The sequence below is a fragment of the Halomarinibacterium sedimenti genome (genome assembly GCF_019312585.1).
Taxonomy (GTDB): Bacteria; Bacteroidota; Bacteroidia; order Flavobacteriales; family Flavobacteriaceae; genus Halomarinibacterium; species Halomarinibacterium sedimenti.
Genome location: NZ_JAHWDP010000003.1, coordinates 212355 through 230665, shown reverse-complemented (window position 1 = coordinate 230665; position 18311 = coordinate 212355). Strand labels below are relative to the sequence as shown.

General features: G+C 36.1%; 23 protein-coding genes. 10 read left to right on the top strand and 13 right to left on the bottom strand.

The features are described 5' to 3' along the window. Positions 1-17 precede the first annotated feature (17 nt). The 9 genes from KXJ69_RS08255 to KXJ69_RS08215 form a co-directional block, all read right to left on the bottom strand. Entirely contained in the window at positions 18-350 is a 333-nt protein-coding gene (locus KXJ69_RS08255; protein ID WP_219052541.1) for an ArsR/SmtB family transcription factor, read from the bottom strand. Positions 351-592: 242 nt separating this feature from the next. Then, positions 593-1063, bottom strand: coding sequence for an ester cyclase (locus tag KXJ69_RS08250; RefSeq protein WP_255571288.1), 471 nt, complete (start codon positions 1061-1063; stop codon positions 593-595). Positions 1064-1083: 20 nt separating this feature from the next. Beyond that, complete coding sequence (locus KXJ69_RS08245) at positions 1084-1941, bottom strand: mechanosensitive ion channel family protein (protein WP_219052540.1); 858 nt, start codon at positions 1939-1941, stop codon at positions 1084-1086. Between the two features lie 46 nt (positions 1942-1987). Beyond that, the gene (locus tag KXJ69_RS08240; protein ID WP_219052538.1) at positions 1988-2731 is read right to left on the bottom strand and encodes a DUF6090 family protein; all 744 of its coding nucleotides are present in this window, start codon (positions 2729-2731) and stop codon (positions 1988-1990) included. Then, positions 2732-3499 (bottom strand): DUF6090 family protein, encoded by a 768-nt coding sequence (locus tag KXJ69_RS08235; protein ID WP_219052536.1) that lies wholly within the window; start codon positions 3497-3499, stop codon positions 2732-2734. A 115-nt stretch (positions 3500-3614) separates the two neighbouring features. Further along, positions 3615-4391: a DUF6090 family protein gene (locus KXJ69_RS08230; RefSeq protein WP_219052535.1), complete on the bottom strand. Its 777-nt coding sequence runs from the start codon at positions 4389-4391 to the stop codon at positions 3615-3617. 22 nt (positions 4392-4413) lie between these two features. After that, complete coding sequence (locus KXJ69_RS08225) at positions 4414-5154, bottom strand: hypothetical protein (protein WP_219052533.1); 741 nt, start codon at positions 5152-5154, stop codon at positions 4414-4416. 220 nt (positions 5155-5374) lie between these two features. After that, on the bottom strand, positions 5375-5884 hold the full coding sequence (locus KXJ69_RS08220) for a DinB family protein (RefSeq protein ID WP_219052532.1): 510 nt from the start codon (positions 5882-5884) through the stop codon (positions 5375-5377). Next, positions 5881-7284, bottom strand: coding sequence for a GFO_1087 family putative carboxy terminal peptidase (locus KXJ69_RS08215; protein WP_219052530.1), 1404 nt, complete (start codon positions 7282-7284; stop codon positions 5881-5883). Before KXJ69_RS08215 ends, KXJ69_RS08220 begins: the two co-directional genes overlap by 4 nt. 135 nt (positions 7285-7419) lie before the next feature. Here KXJ69_RS08215 and KXJ69_RS08210 point away from each other — a divergent pair, with 135 nt between their 5' ends. The 4 genes from KXJ69_RS08210 to KXJ69_RS08195 are packed head-to-tail and all read left to right on the top strand — an operon-like array spanning position 7420 to position 9498. Further along, a complete protein-coding gene (locus KXJ69_RS08210) occupies positions 7420-7926 on the top strand; it encodes a GFO_1088 family ECF-type sigma factor (RefSeq protein WP_219052529.1) in 507 nt (168 codons plus the stop codon). Further along, the gene (locus tag KXJ69_RS08205) at positions 7913-8389 is read left to right on the top strand and encodes a PG0215 family putative anti-sigma factor (protein WP_219052527.1); all 477 of its coding nucleotides are present in this window, start codon (positions 7913-7915) and stop codon (positions 8387-8389) included. Before KXJ69_RS08210 ends, KXJ69_RS08205 begins: the two co-directional genes overlap by 14 nt. 23 nt (positions 8390-8412) lie before the next feature. Next, positions 8413-8949, top strand: a complete 537-nt coding sequence (locus KXJ69_RS08200; protein WP_219052526.1) for a GFO_1090 family protein — start codon at positions 8413-8415, stop codon at positions 8947-8949. 3 nt (positions 8950-8952) lie between these two features. Continuing rightward, the gene (locus KXJ69_RS08195; RefSeq protein WP_219052524.1) at positions 8953-9498 is read left to right on the top strand and encodes a GFO_1091 family lipoprotein; all 546 of its coding nucleotides are present in this window, start codon (positions 8953-8955) and stop codon (positions 9496-9498) included. Between the two features lie 254 nt (positions 9499-9752). Here KXJ69_RS08195 and purB read toward each other — a convergent pair whose 3' ends face one another. Continuing rightward, positions 9753-11096 carry an adenylosuccinate lyase gene (gene purB, locus KXJ69_RS08190; RefSeq protein WP_219052522.1) on the bottom strand — a complete coding sequence of 448 codons (1344 nt, stop codon included), beginning with the start codon at positions 11094-11096 and terminating at the stop codon, positions 9753-9755. Positions 11097-11245: 149 nt separating this feature from the next. On the opposite strand from purB, the gene KXJ69_RS08185 reads away from it, so the two are divergent. After that, entirely contained in the window at positions 11246-12208 is a 963-nt protein-coding gene (locus KXJ69_RS08185) for a sugar phosphate isomerase family (RefSeq protein ID WP_219052521.1), read from the top strand. Here KXJ69_RS08185 and KXJ69_RS08180 read toward each other — a convergent pair. Continuing rightward, complete coding sequence (locus KXJ69_RS08180) at positions 12205-12756, bottom strand: HEAT-like fold family protein (protein ID WP_219052520.1); 552 nt, start codon at positions 12754-12756, stop codon at positions 12205-12207. The genes KXJ69_RS08185 and KXJ69_RS08180 overlap by 4 nt on opposite strands. Beyond that, positions 12756-13436: an SIR2 family NAD-dependent protein deacylase gene (locus tag KXJ69_RS08175; RefSeq protein WP_219052518.1), complete on the bottom strand. Its 681-nt coding sequence runs from the start codon at positions 13434-13436 to the stop codon at positions 12756-12758. The genes KXJ69_RS08180 and KXJ69_RS08175 overlap by 1 nt, the downstream gene beginning before the upstream one ends. A gap of 44 nt (positions 13437-13480) precedes the next feature. Between KXJ69_RS08175 and KXJ69_RS08170 the strand changes: the two genes are divergently transcribed. From KXJ69_RS08170 to KXJ69_RS08155, 4 genes are read left to right on the top strand one after another with little or no spacing between them, the layout of a single operon-like run. Beyond that, positions 13481-14140, top strand: a complete 660-nt coding sequence (locus KXJ69_RS08170; RefSeq protein WP_219052517.1) for a TrmH family RNA methyltransferase — start codon at positions 13481-13483, stop codon at positions 14138-14140. A gap of 29 nt (positions 14141-14169) precedes the next feature. Further along, a complete protein-coding gene (locus KXJ69_RS08165) occupies positions 14170-14700 on the top strand; it encodes an SRPBCC family protein (RefSeq protein ID WP_219052516.1) in 531 nt (176 codons plus the stop codon). A 6-nt stretch (positions 14701-14706) separates the two neighbouring features. Then, positions 14707-15084 carry a VOC family protein gene (locus tag KXJ69_RS08160; protein WP_219052515.1) on the top strand — a complete coding sequence of 126 codons (378 nt, stop codon included), beginning with the start codon at positions 14707-14709 and terminating at the stop codon, positions 15082-15084. Next, positions 15084-15656, top strand: a complete 573-nt coding sequence (locus KXJ69_RS08155) for a non-canonical purine NTP diphosphatase (RefSeq protein WP_219052514.1) — start codon at positions 15084-15086, stop codon at positions 15654-15656. The genes KXJ69_RS08160 and KXJ69_RS08155 overlap by 1 nt, the downstream gene beginning before the upstream one ends. 1 nt (position 15657) lies before the next feature. Here the strand turns inward: KXJ69_RS08155 and KXJ69_RS08150 are convergent, their stop codons facing one another. After that, positions 15658-16254, bottom strand: a complete 597-nt coding sequence (locus KXJ69_RS08150) for a hypothetical protein (protein ID WP_219052513.1) — start codon at positions 16252-16254, stop codon at positions 15658-15660. 220 nt (positions 16255-16474) lie between these two features. On the opposite strand from KXJ69_RS08150, the gene KXJ69_RS08145 reads away from it, so the two are divergent. Continuing rightward, positions 16475-18289: a DEAD/DEAH box helicase gene (locus KXJ69_RS08145; RefSeq protein WP_219052512.1), complete on the top strand. Its 1815-nt coding sequence runs from the start codon at positions 16475-16477 to the stop codon at positions 18287-18289. The last annotated feature ends 22 nt before the right edge of the window (positions 18290-18311 follow it).

Sequence of the window (18311 nt, the reverse complement as noted above, 5' to 3'; positions counted from 1 at the left end):
TTATTAGTTTACTTTATTTAGCAACAATCTTGATTTTCGGTTATATCTTGATTTAGAAATGCAGTCATTACCGTTTTCATTGCGGTCCAATTATGGGTGTTGATGCAATAACAAACACTTGTTCCTTCTACATTTCCTTTAATTAGCCCTAAGTATTTTAGTTCTTTTAGGTGTTGTGAAATGGTAGGTTGAGCCAAACCAATTTCGTTTACTAAATCTCCACAAACACATGAATTGGTTTTAAACAAATGTTGTAAAATGGCTACTCTTGCTGGATGTCCTAATACTTTTGCAAATAGAGAGATCTCGTTTTGCTGGTCTGTAAACATTTCGGTTTTTGTTAATCCCATTTTTATTCTTTATTAATTTATTGCAATATTACGATTAATGTTTAAATGGGTAAAACTTTTTAGGTATTATTTAGGTTAAATTAAGCTAGGTTCATTTGACTTCAATTCAATACTGTTGAAGGTGGCTTTATAGCCAAGATTTCAGTATCAATTTTTAATTATAATAGTTCTATTGGTAATCGTCTCGTCGTATTTCATTGCATCCTTTTGTCCTCTATAACGATTTTGTTTTATACAATTCTTTAATTTCCCTCAAGTTGTCTGGTATACTCATCGGCATCGTAGGTGCCAATCGATTTTTGAACAAGTCCCTGCTCGTTCATCGTCCATTCTTCAAAACCACTAAAATCGACTTTGTTACCCGTTCCGTTAGGTCCTGTGTTGGTTCCTTTAAAAGTCCAATAGTATCTGTAGGTATCTTTTTCTTTGGTGAGACTATCCATGGTTAATATCATATCGGGAAAAGCCTCCATATAGGACTGTGCCGTGGCTGCTAATTGTTTTCTTCCTACGGCTGGGGTTCCGCCATTTACGGTAAGCGTTCCGTCTTCAGCATAAAAGGAAGCCATGTTTTCTGGTTGCTTGCTGTTCCAGGCATCGGTATATTTTTGTCCAAATTCGACCATGGTGTCGTATTCCGATTTTTCAGATTTACATCCTGACATAATAATGAGTATTAGAAATGTGGTGGGTATTAAAACGGTAGTTTTCATGGTTTTAAAATTGGCTAGCTTTAAAATATGTTATGAAATTTGTGTTTTTTTGGATTTTTTATATGTAAATCGAGTTGTGGGAAGGGGATGGTGATGTTATTTTTTGCTAGGTTTTTATGAATGGTTTTTCTAATGTCGCTTTTTACCTTTCCTATTCTAAAAATATTTTCACTAAAGAATAAGACCTGAAAATCTAAAGAGGAGCTGCCAAAATCGATTAGCCTTACTTCTATTAATTTTTCGTCATAAATATCGGAATGCTCAAGTAGGCTATCTTCTAGCACCTTTATCACCAAATCTACATCACTACCGTAGGCAACACCAACATCCACTCTAAATCGTGCTTTTTCTGACTGGTGACTCCAATTAATCACTTTATTGGTGGTAATGAGTGAATTGGGAATGATCATAGAGATTTCATCGGTGTTTATTCCTTTAGATGTTCGTAGCCCTATACTTTGTATTTTCACAACCATGCCATCAATATCCAAGATATCATCTACCCGTATCGATTTTTCTGAAAGGAGGATAATACCCGAAATAATATCGTTAAACGTTTGTTGTAGTCCTAATCCTATACCTACCAGTAAAGCAGCAGATCCTGCCAATAGCAAGGTCACTTTTACCCCTAGGGCTTCTAAGATAAAGCCTATGGCAATCACCCAAATAACGTATTTAATGATTTGGAATAGCGCATAGGAATCCTTCACATCTATTTTATTGGATATCCGTTTGCGATAGAGTGCCCTTTTTATGAGCCATAAAAGGGTTTTTGTGAGCATAAAAATGACCAAAATGGCAAATATGGAATACACCCGTAAGGTGTTTTCGCCTATGGTAATAAGCTCAAGTTCTAAAAAATTTTTAATCGTTTCCATGGTGTTTTTGGGTGGTTGTTTTGCCTACTTTCGGTTGGCAGGTTTTTTATTTTTTTAGTTCTTGTTCAATCATTTCAATTAATTGACTTGCTTTTTTGATGTTAAGTTCAAATTGCACTTTAAACCATCCATTTATCTTTGATTTTCGGTGCATGACTAGGTTTCTAAACTCTTGGTTTCCAACCAATCTTTCAGGATCCATAGGTTTTGCATACTTTAAAAATGAATATTCTTCCATTTCCTTTAGGTAAAAGTCTCCAAATTTTTCACGGTCTATTTGGTATTCTGTTTCTAAATACTTTTGCACATAAAAATACCTTCCTTCGTACAAATCACTTATGGCAGCTCTTAACGAATCATTTGAAATTAAATTGATTCCAACCACTTTCAGATTCTCATAAGCGGCTTTATTGGGAGTAAAAACTCCTTGAATAGGGATTTTTCCTAGGTGGATTTGTAAAGAGTCGTGAAAAGGGATTTTCCCATCGATATATTTCAAAATAATATCGGAAGACTTTGATGCTACGGTATACCCTCGCAAATCGCTTTGAAAATCTTGAATATCCACGAGTAAATTCGATTTCAATTCTTTTAAGGTGGATCGTTCTAATTCTCTTATTTTTCTATCTTCATTCCAATTATTAATCGAGAGCGCAATTAAAATTCCTATCACTACAAGTATGATTTCCCCAATAGCATACAGCAAGTATTTACTGAACCTGCCTGCCGGCAAGGCAGGCTTGTTTTCAGAAAGTAATCGCTGGCGAATTTTTCGAAAGAATTTGATCATTTAGTTAGTGTCTATTTTTAGCTCTTTATTAATCAATTCAATAAGTTCTTCTGCTTCAGTTTTTGTTTGTTTTGCAATGATAATTCCTACTCTTTTTCTGTTTATATTATGCCTTAAATAATTTCTGCCAAGATTAGACTCGATGGTTTGTATGATGGCTTTTTTTCTTGTCTCCTCGCTCTCTGAAAATGGAAACTCCATAGTTTCAGTGGCTTGGTAGATTAGATTTATTTCGTAGTTATTAGTGAGAAACCATAAATCGTCATCTCTTGTGGAGCGTTCTTTGTCATATTGTAAGTAGGTGTTAAAAGAATTTACACCATTTGAATAATAGTTGTTAATCGCATCATTTAATTCCTTTGAGCCTAGGTTATCTGAAAGTCCTGAATTTTTTATTTTTTGGTAAGTTTGATCTACTATTTGATGCATTGCATAATAACTGGTAATCCTTGAGACTATGGAATCTAACGGTAATTCTTGATAGCCTTTGTCTTTAAAGATTGAGGAGTTTGCTGCTACTTGATTCTCAAAGCTGCTTATAATTCTATCATATGCATTAGTATCACTTTTTAAGTCAATAACCATACTCTTTAAATAGTTGTTGACTTTGGCCTCCTGCTTCCTGTTTTCGTTCCAATTATTAATCGAGAGCGCAATTAAAATCCCTATCACCACTAACACAATTTCACCAATTGCATAAAGTAAATATTTGCTGAATTTATTTTCAGTGAGTAGTTGTTTGCGCAGTTTTCTGAAAAATTTAATCATTACTTCTATTTTTATATTGTGTATGTCCGCAAGCGGCTATCTCAACCAAATGTCCACTGGACATTTGATTTTGCAAATGCAAAATAATGTTTGGATAATGGAAGAATTTAATCATTTAGTTACTGTCTTTTTTTAGCTCTGTATTAATTAATTCAACTACTTTATTGTTTAAATCTTTCATTTTTTTGTAATCATCGATAATCAATGAATTTGTAAATACAGAAACGACAAATCCATTTTTAAAGACTGTATTATTAATCAGTCTATCAATTTCTTCCATTGAAAGCTTTATTTCATTATTAAAATCTCCGTTGTTAGCATAGAAAACAAAGCTTTGAGCAAAAGGGTCTAAATCAACAGTTCTAAACCAAGGGTCATAAAAATAGTGCTCCATATCATTTCTCAAATGTTCCCGATAGGATATAATTTGTTTGTGGATTAAGTCTAAATTTAAAAGCTCATTTTTTATTGATTCGTTTGAGATTAATGTAAAATTTCCAGAATTTAATAATTCAACAAAAGTGTTGTTGTTCCGTTGAAATTCTTGCCATATTCCCACGTTAAAAGTATGGTAATTAAACATTTGAATATTCTCGACGGGTTTACCATTAAAGTGTTCAAGTGCAATTTGAGCCGAGTTCACGATACTTTCTCTAATTTCAATGTAACGTTCAAGTTCACTTTCTTCAAATATTAAATCACTCTTTAGATTTTTTAAGAACTGAACTTCTTTCGCTCTTTGTTTATTTAATTCATTATTATTATTGATTTGTAATGCAATTAAAATTCCTATTACCACCAGCACAATCTCCCCAATGGCATAGAGGAAATATTTACTCAGTTTATTCTCAGAGAGAAGTCTTTGCCTAATTTTCCGGAAGAATTTTATCATGGGTTATCTTTTGAATTGATTTTTATAATAATTTGTAGGTATCAACAATAATTTTTTTTAACACTAGATAAGACTCTAAAAGTTCCTTTGAATGAATTAATCTTAAGGTAATGAGGTTTTCAAATTCCTGATCGACCAACAGTTTGTAATTATCTCCTTGGTAAATTTTGGACTTATTCAGTTCCTCGCCTTCAGTAACAGTATGAACTAAATTTTTTAAATTATAATGCTTGCTTAAATACGGAACAAAATGATTATTGAGATTCGAATTGGTAATCCGTTCATCTTCTATTATTTTGTTATAAAATGTTATTAAATAATAAATAGATTTACTTAGGGAATCGTTAGAAATAAGAGCAATATCTCCATTTTCTCTACTTTCCAAAATAACATTCATATCAAGATTTAGGTGATAATCATAAGAGTTTAAAAATATTAAACTGTCAATTTTTGCTTCGTTATCAATCTCCTGAGTGTCTCCAATAATGGCTATTAACCGCCTAGAATCTGAATAAAACTGTTCATTAGTCTCTATATATACATTCACCGCCTCTAAGTTGTCTTCTAATTGAAGTTTGAACTTATTTATAAAGCGCTCTACCCTCAAATCATCAAGGCGCTGGTTGTTTCTATTATTTACCGCTAAAGCAATTAGAATTCCGACAACCACAAGTACAATCTCTCCTACAGCATAAAGAAGATATTTACTGAATTTATTTTCAGCGAGTAATTTTTGGCGCAGTTTTCTGAAAAATTTAATCATTACTTCTATTTTTATATTGTGTATGTCCGCAAGCGGCTATCTCAACCAAATGTCCACTGGACATTTGATTTTGCAAATGCAAAATAATGTTTCGATAATGGAAGAATTTGATCATGTAAGGTTAGTTTCCTTAAAGATATTATTTTTATCAATATAGAAACTAAAATAATGGCATCCAGCTTATTTGTGATGGAAATAGTAGGACGGAGTTGGTGAATTTTTAAATACCCCCAGCATAGTTAAGTGAGTGCATCGATTGAGATTGAAGGTAGAGGTATTTTATTTTAAAGATTTGTCTAAAATGAAAGTAATCGTGCGCTAGCCAATTGGTTAAAAACAAAGATGCGCTCATGGTTCCAAAATGCTGATGCTCAAATGAGTTTTTCCATGGGGCATTTTCTAAACTATTAAGCCATTCAATAGACTTTGTTCTTTCTTTAAAAAATTCCTGCAAAACGTTATTATAGTCTTGCTTTGCGTAATTTCTTTCAGTGACCCAGCCTTTTGGGTCAATGGCAGGTGGGTGGGTGTTTGGATTCTTGAAAAGATGCTGTATTCGTGCTTTAAAATCTTCCCGTTCTTCGTCCAGTAAATGGCAGACCACTTCTAGTAAGCTCCAAGAAGTTTCGGAGGGTTTCCAAGTCACTGTGGCTGCATCCAAATGGGTTAGTAGGTCTTTATAAAAACCTAAGTTTTCGGTGAGCGCTTTTATGACTTGTTTTTCGGTCATTTCTTTTCAATATACATCACTTGGTAATGGGGCAATCCCGCATTGCTTTCCGAAATAATTTCAAGCTCGTTTATTCGTCGTGGGGCAGGCATAGGAACCCCCGTAATATCGGCGATCGCCGTAGCCAAAAGCGGTTCGTTTACATCCCCTAAGATTCCTAAATTGCTATAATCTTCGGCTTGCTCGATGCCTGGAACCAATCCATCCACAAAATTAGTATACCCCACCGAATTAGCCGTTTGAAACACCAAAGGTAGCATCGCATATTTATGATTGATATTGGCTTGGCTTCTACTAAAGTTAGGTGCTGGAGCATCGTACAATAAAAAAGAGGCTTGGTATTTTCCAGTGGTATTGGTGCCAATCTGAATTACATCTATATAGGGTGCTAAACCGTTAATAACCAACTCACTCGCTGAAGCCGTTCTGCTTGTTGTTAATACATACACTCTATTTAAGTTAAGACTGTTAATGGCTTCGCCACCACCTTCAAAAGTGCTTACAAATACACCGTCCTCAGCATAATCGGCTTGGCGGTCTTCATTCCACTGTTCTGTATAAAACACTTGTCCTGTATGTTGCCCAGTAATCATACTCGATAAGTAGGTTGCGGTGCGTACCGACCCCCCGCCATTATAACGTAAGTCCAAAACTAAATCTGTAATTCCTTCGGCTTTAAATTGTCCAAAGGCAGCGTTGAGTTGCGAATCAAATTCATTAGTAAAGGCATTGTATAGAATATAGCCTATTTTGTTTCCGTTGATGTCGAAAGTTTGTGTAGTAAAAATGGGGTTTTCAGAATATTCTGCCTTGATAAGCTGTACGGTTTCCCCTGTGGGCGTAATGGTTTGCCCATCGAAGGTAGCTAAACCTACTCCGTAGGCATCGGGAGCAATGAGCTCACTAAAATTTGAATCTGTTAACTGAACTCCATCAATGGTATTAAAAATATCGCCACGTTCTAATCCTTTGGTGGCTGCATCGGTATTGGGAGATACATAACGTACATAGCCAAAAACATTACCGCTGCCATCGGGATATAAAACGAGTCCAAAATTCATCCCGTTGGTTTTAGAAACGCCTGCAAGGGCATTTTCTAACTCAACATAATCATCTACCAAAATACTAAAACGATCCTGCGAAGATTTTAAGTAATCGAAAAAGGCTTCAGGGGTTGCATAGGAATTTAAAAAGGCATTATAATCTGCATCCGAAGCAAAAGCGTCGTTTGCCAATTCGGGGGTATCTGCCTTATAGAGATAGAAGAAATTGAGTCCGCGATAGATAAAATCATTAATTTCAGAAACCGAAGCAGGGGTAATTTCATCATCAAGATCCTTAAAACAAGAAGTAAATAACGGAAGGACGAAAAGTAATAGTAGGACGAAGGATTTTTTCACAGTACTTTAATTTTGTTTTCTTTAGAACCCCTAAAATAGTTACATTATTGCGTATTACAATTAAAATGTAACAAAAAATATAGTTATTCGTCGTAAGGATAGAACGGCATTATTAATGTGTTACACTAACCCACTATGAACCAGACAGAGTTTACAGCTTTAGTGCTTCCTTTTAAGGATAAGCTTTATCGTATGGCAAAACGCCTTTTGGTTTCTAGTGAAGAAGCAGAAGATGCCGTTCAGGAAGTTTTTTTGAAATTATGGAAAGGGAAACAACGTATTACAAACTATGCAAACCCAGAAGCGTTTGCCATGACAATGACCAAAAACTATTGTTTGGATAGGTTAAAGTCGAAGCAAGCTTCCAATTTAAAAATTGTACACAGTAACTATCAAAATAGTGAAAACTTACAGCGTACTGTGGAAGTAAATGATGGGGTGTCAATGGTTTTTAAAATAATGGAAACCTTGCCAGAGAAACAGCGAATGATCCTTCAATTAAGGGATGTAGAGCAGTTTGAATTTCACGAAATTTCTGAAATGCTGGACATAAACGAAACGGCGATACGTGTTAATTTATCGCGCGCCCGTAAAACCGTTCGAGATGAACTATTAAAAAAATACAACTATGGAGTTAGCTAAGATTACAAAACTACTAGATGCTTATTTTGAAGGGAACACAACCTTAGCAGAAGAAGCTCAATTACGAGAATTCTTTTCATCAGGGAATGTACCCGAGCATTTACAAGGCTATACTGCTTTGTTTGCTAGTCTTCAAGAAGCCAAAAAGGAAACTTTTGAAAAGGAAATTAAATTGCCTTTAGAAAGTAAACAAAATAACTTCTGGAAGTGGAGTATAGCAGCCTCGGTAGCCCTTTTAGTAGGAATTTCAAGCTATATGTATTTTAATAATAACGGTTTGTCTGCCGAAGAAGAAGAGGCATTAATGGCGTTTAATCAAGCCAAGGAAACCATGTTTTTACTTTCAGAAAATTTAAACAAAGGCACTCAAAAAGTAACTTTTATTAACGAGTTTTCAGAAAATACAGCAACCATCAATTTAATCAATCAATTTACCGAATCAAAAAATTTAATTTTAAAATAAACCCTTATTAAACACTAGAAATAATGAGAAAATCACTTTTTATACTCGCAATGTTATTAGCCCCAATGGTTGGCTTTTCACAAGGATTCTTCGATAAGTTTGAAGATGAAAAAGACGTTACTTCGGTCATCGTTACCAAGAATATGTTTAAGCTATTGGCAGAAATCGATATAGAATCGAAGGATAAAGAGGTACGAGATTATATGGAAATGGTGAATAACCTAGATAACATTAAAATCTTTATTACTGAAAACAAAGAGGTAGGTGCTCGTATGAAACTATCTGTAGAAAAGTATTTAGCATCCTCCAAAGGACTTAATGAACTTATGCGTGTCAAAGACGATGGAAAAAACATTAAGTTTTATTCAAAAGAAGGAAAGAACGAAAGCTTTGTAAGCGAATTGCTTATGTTTCTTGAAGGAAATGTAGACGGAAAAGATAGTACCATTATTATGAGTATTACTGGAAATATAGATTTGAAGCAAATTTCTAAACTTACAAAAGACCTAAACGTTCCTGGAAGCGAAGAGCTTAAAAATGTTGAAAAGAAAAAAGGATAAACCATGGCACTCTTAAAATATTTAACCGTATTAGTTATTGCTGCACTTACATTAATAAGTTGCGATAACGGAAAGTCGTTACAGCGCTATTTAGTGGACAAACAAGAAGATGATCGATTTCTAAAAGTGGATATTGCTACGAGTTTGTTTCAAAGTGATGACAGTAAATTCACCGAAGAAGAACAGGATATTCTTAAAACCATTAAAAAAATTAATGTGGTGGCCTATCCCGTTAAAAACGGAAATTTAACCGAATATGAAAGTGAAAAAGGAATTATTAAGGGAATTATCGATCAAGAGCAATATAAAACCCTAGGCTCAGTAAAGTCAAGTGATATGCATATGACCATGAAGTATGTGGGGAAAGAAACCGCGATAGATGAAGTCATTGTATTTGCAAGTAGTTCTGAGAAAGGATTCGGAATATTTAGATTGCTTTGCGACGATATGCGACCCGATCAAGCCTTAAAATTAATGAAAACCATGGAGCGTGGCGATTTAGATTTATCAAAGTTGTCAGGAATAGGGGAAGTGTTTTCAGAAATGTAGTTAGTAAGAATTTTTCATTAAAACGCCTCAAGAAATTGAGGCGTTTTTTTATACATCGAATTTAGGTATCCTTTTATCGAAAACCTAAGTATATCAGATCGTTACCTTAAAATTTGGCAGGAGATTTGAAGTTGTAAAATTATATTTATTAATGCCCCCAAGATTAATAATATTCCATTTCCTGTCCAGAGACCCCTGCATAGATAGGGATAGGTTGTGAAATGACAAGGCTTCAAATTTTTGGAGCCTTTTTTTTATATTCCAGTGTAATTGCTAGGCGTAATCACACGCATTTCTGCTTTAATTGCTTCAGAAACTTCCAAGGTCTCAATAAAGTCTGCAATTGATTTTTTAGTAATGGCTTCGTTAGTTCGTGTAAGTCCTTTTAAAGCCTCATACGGATTTGGATAGCCTTCTCTTCGCAGAATAGTTTGTAAGGCTTCGGCTACCACGGCCCAATTATTTTCTAAGTCTTCAGCAAATTTAGATTCGTTCAGCAATAGTTTATTCAATCCTTTTAGGGTCGACTGAAAACCAATGAGGGTATGGCCTATAGGGACTCCAATATTTCTAAGTACAGTGCTGTCTGTTAAATCGCGTTGCAAACGACTTATCGGAAGCTTACTTGCCAAGTGCTCAAACATGGCATTGGCAATACCTAAATTTCCTTCACTATTTTCAAAATCGATAGGATTTACCTTATGTGGCATAGCACTGGAGCCAATTTCACCCTTTTTAATTTTCTGTTTAAAGTAATCCATGGAAACATACGTCCAAATGTCACGATCCAAGTCAATAAGAATGTTATTAATACGCTTCAATCCATCAAACAATGCCGCCATATGGTCATAATGCTCAATTTGCGTGGTTGGAAACGAATGATGTAATCCTAATTTTTCTTGCACAAAATGGGTTCCAAAGGCTTTCCAATCGATGGTTTGGTATGCTACTTTATGAGCATTAAAATTACCTGTAGCGCCACCAAATTTTGCGGCACTTTTTATATCATTTAGTAAATCGAGTTGCTCTTCCAATCGAACTACAAATACATTAATTTCTTTCCCTAAACGGGTAGGGGAAGCGGGTTGTCCATGCGTTCTCGCCAGCATAGGGATGTTCTCCCATTCGGTGGCTAAGGCTTTCAGCTTATCCTTTACTTCAAAGAATAAGGGGATGTACACCTCATTCATAGCGTCCTTAAGGGATAGCGGAATGGAAGTGTTATTGATGTCCTGTGAAGTGAGTCCAAAATGAATAAACTCTTTGTATTGCTCAATTCCCAATGCATCAAATTGTTCTTTGATAAAGTACTCAACCGCTTTAACATCATGATTGGTCACCTTTTCAATTTCTTTTATTTTTAGGGCATCCTCTGTAGTGAATTCGGAATAAATTTTCTGAAGCTTAGGGACAAGTGTTTTGTCGAAATCTTTTAGTTGTGGTAAAGGCATTTCAACCAATGCAATAAAGTATTCTATCTCTACTAAAACGCGATATTTTATAAGGGCTTCTTCCGAAAAGAATGGAACGAGCGATAAGGTTTTCGAGGCGTAACGTCCGTCAATAGGAGAAATGGCTTTGAGCGATTGCGTAGACATAGGTGTAAAATTTGAAAACGCAAAGATACGGAAGCCACAGCAGTTAGGAAGTATCGAAGTCAGAATTTTTAACCAAAAGAAATTCTTTAATTATCGCTATCTTCGTGATTCCCTCCAATCTAATTTATTTCTTCAATAATTCTGTTCTTATGGAAAAACTAAATTTCTTAAATACTGTAAAAGGCTCATTACTCGAAAATTTTTATCCCAAAGGCTGGGATTTACAAAAAATAGATGATTGTTGTGATTTGGGGTTAGATAAACTTCTTAAAAAGGCACCTCATTGGAATAAAAACTTTACACCAGAAGCCTTAGATAATTTAGTGGATTTAGAATACCATATGGGGGCCGAGATTGCCAACGAAATTATTAGAGCCAAAGAACACGACCAAAAATTAGCCATTATTCTGCCTGTGGGACCCATGGGAATGTATAAACATGTGGTCGATATATTAAAAGAAACCCAGATTTCCTGTGAGCATGTACATACCTTCAATATGGATGAGTGGTCTAACCAACAAGGGGATACCATGGATACATCCCAAGACGGTGCTTTCGAATTGGCTATGAATAAAGCACTTTTCGAACCCTTAGGAGACTTAACAATACCAAAACTGCAACGAAATTTTGCAACAAAAGCGGTGCTTCCTCAATATGAAGGTAAAATAAAAGCTATTAAAGAATCGGGAGGTAAATTGGTTACTGTTTACGGAATAGGAAGAGCATGTCACATTGCGTTTTGGGAACCTCAAATTGGGGATGAATTTGAAACCGATGCAGCATGGAAAGCAGTACCTTATCGCATAGGGCAAGCCTTACATCCTTTAACCATAGAACAAAATTCATTACATAGTTTTTCTAGCCGATTTACCTTAATCCCTTGTTGGGCAAATACCATAGGACCAGGTCTGTTTTTACAAAGTGATTATTGCATAGGTGGAGCAGATGGGGTGTACCCCACTAGAGGCGCTTGTTGGCAAGGAATGAGTTTGTGTGTTACCCTTCAATATGGACCATCGCGATGGATACCGTCGAGTTGGATGCCTACTTTGCCGGGGAAACTGTTTTTTCTGAAAGAATTAGGAGGCCCTTTATTGCCTGAAGCACATTAGCCCATTTTTTGAAGGATTTTCTTTCCTCTTGATTGATATCCCGCACTACTTGTGTAGATGTTTTGATTAATGATGGTTTTCAACTCTGGATGAATCCAATCCTTTTCGGTTCCTAAATAATACAAACACGTCATCGCTCGCACTTCACAAGCCACTTTTTGGTTGGTAATAAGCCAATCGAAACAACATTCTACCATCAACTCTTTGTGTTTTTCGGTGAGTGCTTTTTTCAATAAAGGATCCTTTTCCTTGAAATAGACAATGCAAAGTAATTCGCAAATATGGGACAAGGGCCGAACTGAGGAATCTTCTTTAACAGAGGAAAGATGCTGAAAGAAATAATCTAGATGTGGATACAGGAGTCGTAATTCTTTTAAACACACAAATTCCAATACCCAATTGGCTTTATGCGAAATCTCTTTATCATTTTTAAAACAAAAATGGACTAATTCCTCTAAGGTTTCAGGATGATCCAACACCCACTTGGCGGCTTTTAATCGATGGGTGCGGGCAGCATTGGTAAAATTTAAAACATCGTACAATTCCATTATCTTCTATTTTCAATATCAATAATGGCTTTGGGAACTCCTGTGGTAGCTTTTTCAGCAAAAACTCGAATTCTTTCTGAAGGAGCTATTGAAGGATTGGGGTCAATAAAATAGACAGGAATATGCCCTTTACAATATTGAATAAGCCCAGCCGCCGGATACACCTGCATCGAGGTCCCTACTATCATCACAATATCGGAAGCATACACCAAATCAATGGCTACATCCATCATAGGAACCGCTTCACCAAACCAAACAATATGGGGCCTAAGCTGATGCCCATTTTCGCAAACATCCCCCAGTTTGATATCTTTTTTCCATTCACATACAGAGTCTTCTGTATAAACATTTCGTGCTTTTAACAATTCGCCATGCAAATGAACCACTCGAGTGCTACCCGCTCGTTCGTGTAAATCATCCACATTTTGAGTAACGATGGCAACTTCATGGTTTTTTTCAAGTTTTGCCAAAGCAATATGGGCTTCATTGGGGGACACCTCCAGTAATTGCCTTCTTCTTTGATTGTAAAAATCTAACACCAACTCCGGATTATTAGCAAAACCCTGAGGAGAAGCCACTTCCATAACATCGTGTCCTTCCCAAAGTCCATTACTATCCCTAAAGGTTTTTAATCCGCTTTCGGCACTAATTCCAGCTCCTGTAAGCACAGTAATTTTCATAACAATCAAATTATTTATCTTCGTTTTAAAATTAAACATTCTCATTGGATTTACAACTGTACGAATATCTACAAACCTACCTCACCGATCGTCGCAAGCAGCTTTTTAAAGAAGTGCTGGCCCAACGAACACGACATTTTGCCGTAGTAACCGAAGATGTGTATCAATTACACAATACCAGTGCTGTGATGCGTAGTTGTGATGTCTTTGGGATTCAAGATTTGTATGTGGTAGAAGAACGCTTCGGAAAAAGAGTCGATAAGGAAATTGCCATGGGGGCACAGAAGTGGGTGGATATTCACCGATTTAAAAGTACCAAAGAATGTATTCAAGAGTTAAGAAGAAAAGGGTATCAAATTATAGCAACAACGCCTCACGATAGTTCTACTTTACTCCATGAGTTTGATGTAACCATGAAGAGTGCGTTTTTCTTCGGACAAGAAAAATACGGAGTGAGCGATGAGGTCATGGAGCAAGCCGATGGCTATTTAAAGATACCGATGTACGGATTTACTGAAAGTTTAAATATCTCTGTTTCGGCAGCTATTATTTTACAGGAGGTAGTGACACGTATGCGAATTGAAAATGTTGATTGGCAACTCACTGAAAATGAAAAGCTTGAATTGGAGTTTCAATGGACCCAAAAAACCATTAAGAGTGTAGATAAAATCATGGAACGCTTTTACAATCAAAAAAAAACGTAAATTTATACAACAACTAAAACCTTCTCATTATGTACATTGCCATCTATATTATTGCGGCCATTGTAGTTCTCTTTATATTACTAGCCGCTATAGCGCCCAAGAAATACGAATCAAGTAGAAGTATTGTTATTAATAGACCTATAGGCGAAGTATTCCAATACTTAAAATATGTAAAAAATCAAGATTATTGGTCTCCATGGAAGGAGCGCGACCCTAATATGAAGCAAACGTTTACGGGTCAAGACGGAACTGTTGGGTTTATTTCGGCTTGGGAAAGTGATCACAAGCAAGTGGGTTCTGGGGAACAAGAAATAGTCAACATTGTTGAAAATGAAAAAATCGAAACCGAACTCCGATTTTTAAAACCTTGGAAATCGGTGAGTCAAGGCTATATAAAAGTAGCAGATGAGGGCAATAACAAAACCAAAGTAGTTTGGGGGTTTTATGGGGATGCCAAACTACCTATGAGCATCTTTATGTTATTTATGAATATGGATAAGGCTGTTGGAAAAGATTTTGAAGAAGGATTGGCTAAGTTAAAAACCATTTTAGAAAAGTAATACATCATGAAACACAACATTTTTGCTTGGATAGAAATACCCGTTTCCAATATGGAACGTGCTGTTGCCTTTTATGAAAAAGTATTTAAAGTCCAACTCCACCAAGTCGATTTTGGAGGGGTTTTAATGGCTTGGTTTCCGGGTCAGGGTGAAAATGTACCAGGTGCCACAGGAACCCTCGTACAGCAAGAAACGTATGTGCCAAGTCAAGAAGGAACACTAGTCTATTTTTATAGTGAGGATGTTCAAAATGAATTAGACAGGGTAGAAGCAGCAGGTGGAAAAATCTATCAACCCAAAACCCAAATCTCTCCAGAGCATGGCTATATGGGAGTCTTTATAGATTGTGAGGGGAATAGAATAGCGCTGCATTCTTCAAAGTAATGAAGCTCGTTTTCGCCACGCATAATCTTAATAAGTTTAAAGAAGTACAATTGTTACTTCCCAAGCATGTAGAATTGCTAAGCCTTAGCGATATAAACTGCCACGAAGATATCCCCGAAACGGCAGAAACCATTGAAGAAAATGCCATTCTTAAAGCCGAATACGTAAAAACCCATTATGGGTACGATTGCTTTGCAGACGACACAGGCTTAGAAGTAAAAGCCCTCAATGGAGCTCCTGGGGTGTATAGTGCTCGCTATGCAGGGGAAACAAAAAGTGCTCAAGCCAATTTGCAAAAATTGCTACAGGAAATGAAGGGCATTGAAGATCGTGCTGCCCGATTTAAAACCGCCATTGCCTTAACCTTGGAAGGACGACAAAATATGTTCTTAGGAATTTGCGAAGGTACTATTACAGAATCCCCAAGAGGCGAAAAAGGCTTTGGATACGACCCAATTTTTCAGCCCAACGGATTTAAAGAAACCTTTGCCGAAATGTCGCTTACGCAAAAAGGAGAAATTGGGCATCGCGGGAAGGCGATGCGTAAACTAATAGAGTATCTTTCACTGTAATTTAATCTAAAATTAAATTTAACGGAACCCTAGCTCCAAAATAAAAATGAAATCTATTTTGATCATCAACTATATCACTTCCACCTACTAAAATTCCACCGTCTAGGGTAAACAATTCTTTCAATCTAAAATTTAATGCAAATTTTACGAGAAAATCAATATTATTGTATGATTCACCTTTTACATCATTAACTCCCTCAAAATCTGGTTTATTCAATATGAATCCTGCACCAGCACCTATATTAATAAATATGTTGGTATTCATTATTTCTGCAGCCACACTTGGCACAAGATTAATACTATGAAATGTATTATCACCATAGTTAGGAGAGGATGTACCAACGTAAAAAAGTTCTCCAATATAAGCAAATGTGTTTTCGGTATAGTATCCAAAGTACCCTCCAAATGCTAGATTTGGATCGGTTTCAGTAGTTTTAACCCCTTCACTAGCGCCATTATTTGATATTACAATGGTCCCAGAGTCAGGTTTTTGAAATGCAGTTCTATGGTATTGAACCATAGGCCCAAATTCTATAGTTTGTGAAATTGAATGTTGCGAAATAATAAGTAAAGCAATAAGCAAAAGTTTTATCTTCATTTTTTTAGTTTTGATAAAATTATAATTTAAACATCAAATAACAGCAAGGCAAGCTTTGAAAAAGTACCTTTCCTTAAATAATTCACAATAAACTTTATTATTCGCTATTAAAATCTATCTTTGCCGCAAATTCCTCAGGGTGAGGAAGTGTTGCGGTTGAAGCGTAAGGTTTACTAGAGTCGATTGCTTCCTATCAACACACTAACTAGTAAATTTTTATATGTCTACATTTCAATCGTTAGGATTGGAGGAACAATTCCTTCAAGCCATTGCAGACTTGGGTTTTGAAACCCCAAGCGAAGTTCAAGAAAAAACCATTCCTATTCTTTTAGAATCTGAAACCGATATGGTTTCTTTAGCCCAAACAGGGACAGGGAAAACAGCCGCGTTTGGTTTTCCTATGCTTCAAAAAATTCAAGTGGAAAGCCGCACTACCCAAGGCTTAATTCTTTCGCCAACACGCGAATTGTGTATGCAAATTACAACCGAATTAAAACTATACGGTAAGTATATGCAAGGCTTAAACGTGGTGGCTATTTATGGAGGCGCAAGCATTAGTGACCAAGCCAGACAAATTAAAAAGGGAGCACAAATTATTGTGGCGACGCCTGGAAGAATGAAGGATATGATTGGCAGAAGAATGATCGATATTTCAAAAATTGAATATTGCGTTCTCGATGAAGCCGATGAAATGCTGAATATGGGTTTCTATGAAGATATCACCGAAATCCTTTCGCATTCACCTAAAGAAAAGAGTACTTGGTTATTTAGTGCTACCATGCCAAAAGAGGTTTCTACTATTGCCAAAAAGTTTATGCATAACCCAAAAGAGGTGACTGTTGGGACTAAAAATGTGGGAGCAGACAGTGTTTCTCACGAATATTTTATGGTAGGTGCCAAAGATCGTTACCCAGCTCTAAAGCGTCTAGCCGATGCCCATCCAGATATTTTTTCTGTGGTGTTTTGTAGAACAAAACGCGATACACAAAAAGTAGCCGAAACGCTTATTGAAGATGGGTATAATGCTGCAGCGTTACATGGTGATTTAAGTCAGAACCAACGTGATTTAGTGATGAAGTCTTTTAGAAATCGTCAAATACAAATGTTAGTCGCTACCGATGTGGCTGCTCGTGGGATTGACGTAGACGATATTACGCACGTAATTAATTACCAATTACCCGATGAAATTGAAACCTACACCCACCGTAGCGGACGTACAGGTCGTGCGGGTAAGAAAGGGGTTTCTATGGTTATTATTACGAAAAGTGAAATCCGAAAGATTAAAGCCATTGAGAAAATCATTTCTAAAACATTTGTAAAAAAGGAAGTTCCTTCGGGAATGGAAATATGCGAAATGCAATTATTTCACTTGGCAAATAATATAAAAGACACCGAGATTAACCACGAAATTGACAACTATCTTCCTAAAATTAATGAAGTGTTAGAAGGATTTTCGAAAGAGGAGTTAATTAAGAAAGTCTTTTCGGTAGAGTTTACGCGTTTTTATAATTACTACAAAAAGGCAAAAGATCTTAACGTAGATGCGGGAAGCAGAGAATACGAAGCAGAATCTTCGAAGAAATTTTCTGACGAAAGTACCCGTTTCTTTATCAATTTAGGTCGCAAAGACGAACTACAATGGATGGACTTAAAAGACCTAGTTCGTGAAATAACACAGCTAGGAAAAGACGATGTATTCCACGTAGATACCATGGATACTTTTTCGTTTTTTAATACCGATGTTGCCCATACCGATAAAGTTCTAGAAGCTTTTAAAGACGTTCAATACAATGACCGTAAGGTAGATATAGAAATTTCCAAAGACCGTGGCGGAAGAAACCGCGGTGGAAAAAGAGGAGGCTCTGGTAAAGGAGGCTTCGGAAAAAAAGGAGGTTTTGGTAAAAAAGGAAGATCTGGTGGTGATGACCGTCCAAAATTTGGCGGAGATAAACCAAAATTTAAAGGAAAAAGCAGACGTAGAGATGATCGCCCAAAAAGTGCTGGCACGGGCGGTAGAAGAAGAAAACGTATGTAAAATTGATAATTATTTTCACCTT

Excerpts from the sequence above, each read along its gene's own strand:
- KXJ69_RS08245 (WP_219052540.1), bottom strand. The coding sequence starts at position 1,941 with ATGGAAACGATTAAAAATTTTTTAGAACTTGAGCTTATTACCATAGGC.
- KXJ69_RS08205 (WP_219052527.1), top strand. The coding sequence starts at position 7,913 with ATGGAGTTAGCTAAGATTACAAAACTACTAGATGCTTATTTTGAAGGG.
- KXJ69_RS08230 (WP_219052535.1), bottom strand. The coding sequence starts at position 4,391 with ATGATAAAATTCTTCCGGAAAATTAGGCAAAGACTTCTCTCTGAGAAT.
- KXJ69_RS08150 (WP_219052513.1), bottom strand. The coding sequence starts at position 16,254 with ATGAAGATAAAACTTTTGCTTATTGCTTTACTTATTATTTCGCAACAT.
- KXJ69_RS08220 (WP_219052532.1), bottom strand. The coding sequence starts at position 5,884 with ATGACCGAAAAACAAGTCATAAAAGCGCTCACCGAAAACTTAGGTTTT.
- KXJ69_RS08250 (WP_255571288.1), bottom strand. The coding sequence starts at position 1,063 with ATGAAAACTACCGTTTTAATACCCACCACATTTCTAATACTCATTATT.
- KXJ69_RS08200 (WP_219052526.1), top strand. The coding sequence starts at position 8,413 with ATGAGAAAATCACTTTTTATACTCGCAATGTTATTAGCCCCAATGGTT.
- KXJ69_RS08240 (WP_219052538.1), bottom strand. The coding sequence starts at position 2,731 with ATGATCAAATTCTTTCGAAAAATTCGCCAGCGATTACTTTCTGAAAAC.
- KXJ69_RS08235 (WP_219052536.1), bottom strand. The coding sequence starts at position 3,499 with ATGATTAAATTTTTCAGAAAACTGCGCAAACAACTACTCACTGAAAAT.
- KXJ69_RS08185 (WP_219052521.1), top strand. The coding sequence starts at position 11,246 with ATGGAAAAACTAAATTTCTTAAATACTGTAAAAGGCTCATTACTCGAA.
- KXJ69_RS08255 (WP_219052541.1), bottom strand. The coding sequence starts at position 350 with ATGGGATTAACAAAAACCGAAATGTTTACAGACCAGCAAAACGAGATC.
- KXJ69_RS08145 (WP_219052512.1), top strand. The coding sequence starts at position 16,475 with ATGTCTACATTTCAATCGTTAGGATTGGAGGAACAATTCCTTCAAGCC.
- KXJ69_RS08180 (WP_219052520.1), bottom strand. The coding sequence starts at position 12,756 with ATGGAATTGTACGATGTTTTAAATTTTACCAATGCTGCCCGCACCCAT.
- KXJ69_RS08155 (WP_219052514.1), top strand. The coding sequence starts at position 15,084 with ATGAAGCTCGTTTTCGCCACGCATAATCTTAATAAGTTTAAAGAAGTA.
- KXJ69_RS08175 (WP_219052518.1), bottom strand. The coding sequence starts at position 13,436 with ATGAAAATTACTGTGCTTACAGGAGCTGGAATTAGTGCCGAAAGCGGA.
- KXJ69_RS08210 (WP_219052529.1), top strand. The coding sequence starts at position 7,420 with ATGAACCAGACAGAGTTTACAGCTTTAGTGCTTCCTTTTAAGGATAAG.
- purB (WP_219052522.1), bottom strand. The coding sequence starts at position 11,096 with ATGTCTACGCAATCGCTCAAAGCCATTTCTCCTATTGACGGACGTTAC.
- KXJ69_RS08160 (WP_219052515.1), top strand. The coding sequence starts at position 14,707 with ATGAAACACAACATTTTTGCTTGGATAGAAATACCCGTTTCCAATATG.
- KXJ69_RS08165 (WP_219052516.1), top strand. The coding sequence starts at position 14,170 with ATGTACATTGCCATCTATATTATTGCGGCCATTGTAGTTCTCTTTATA.
- KXJ69_RS08195 (WP_219052524.1), top strand. The coding sequence starts at position 8,953 with ATGGCACTCTTAAAATATTTAACCGTATTAGTTATTGCTGCACTTACA.
- KXJ69_RS08225 (WP_219052533.1), bottom strand. The coding sequence starts at position 5,154 with ATGATTAAATTTTTCAGAAAACTGCGCCAAAAATTACTCGCTGAAAAT.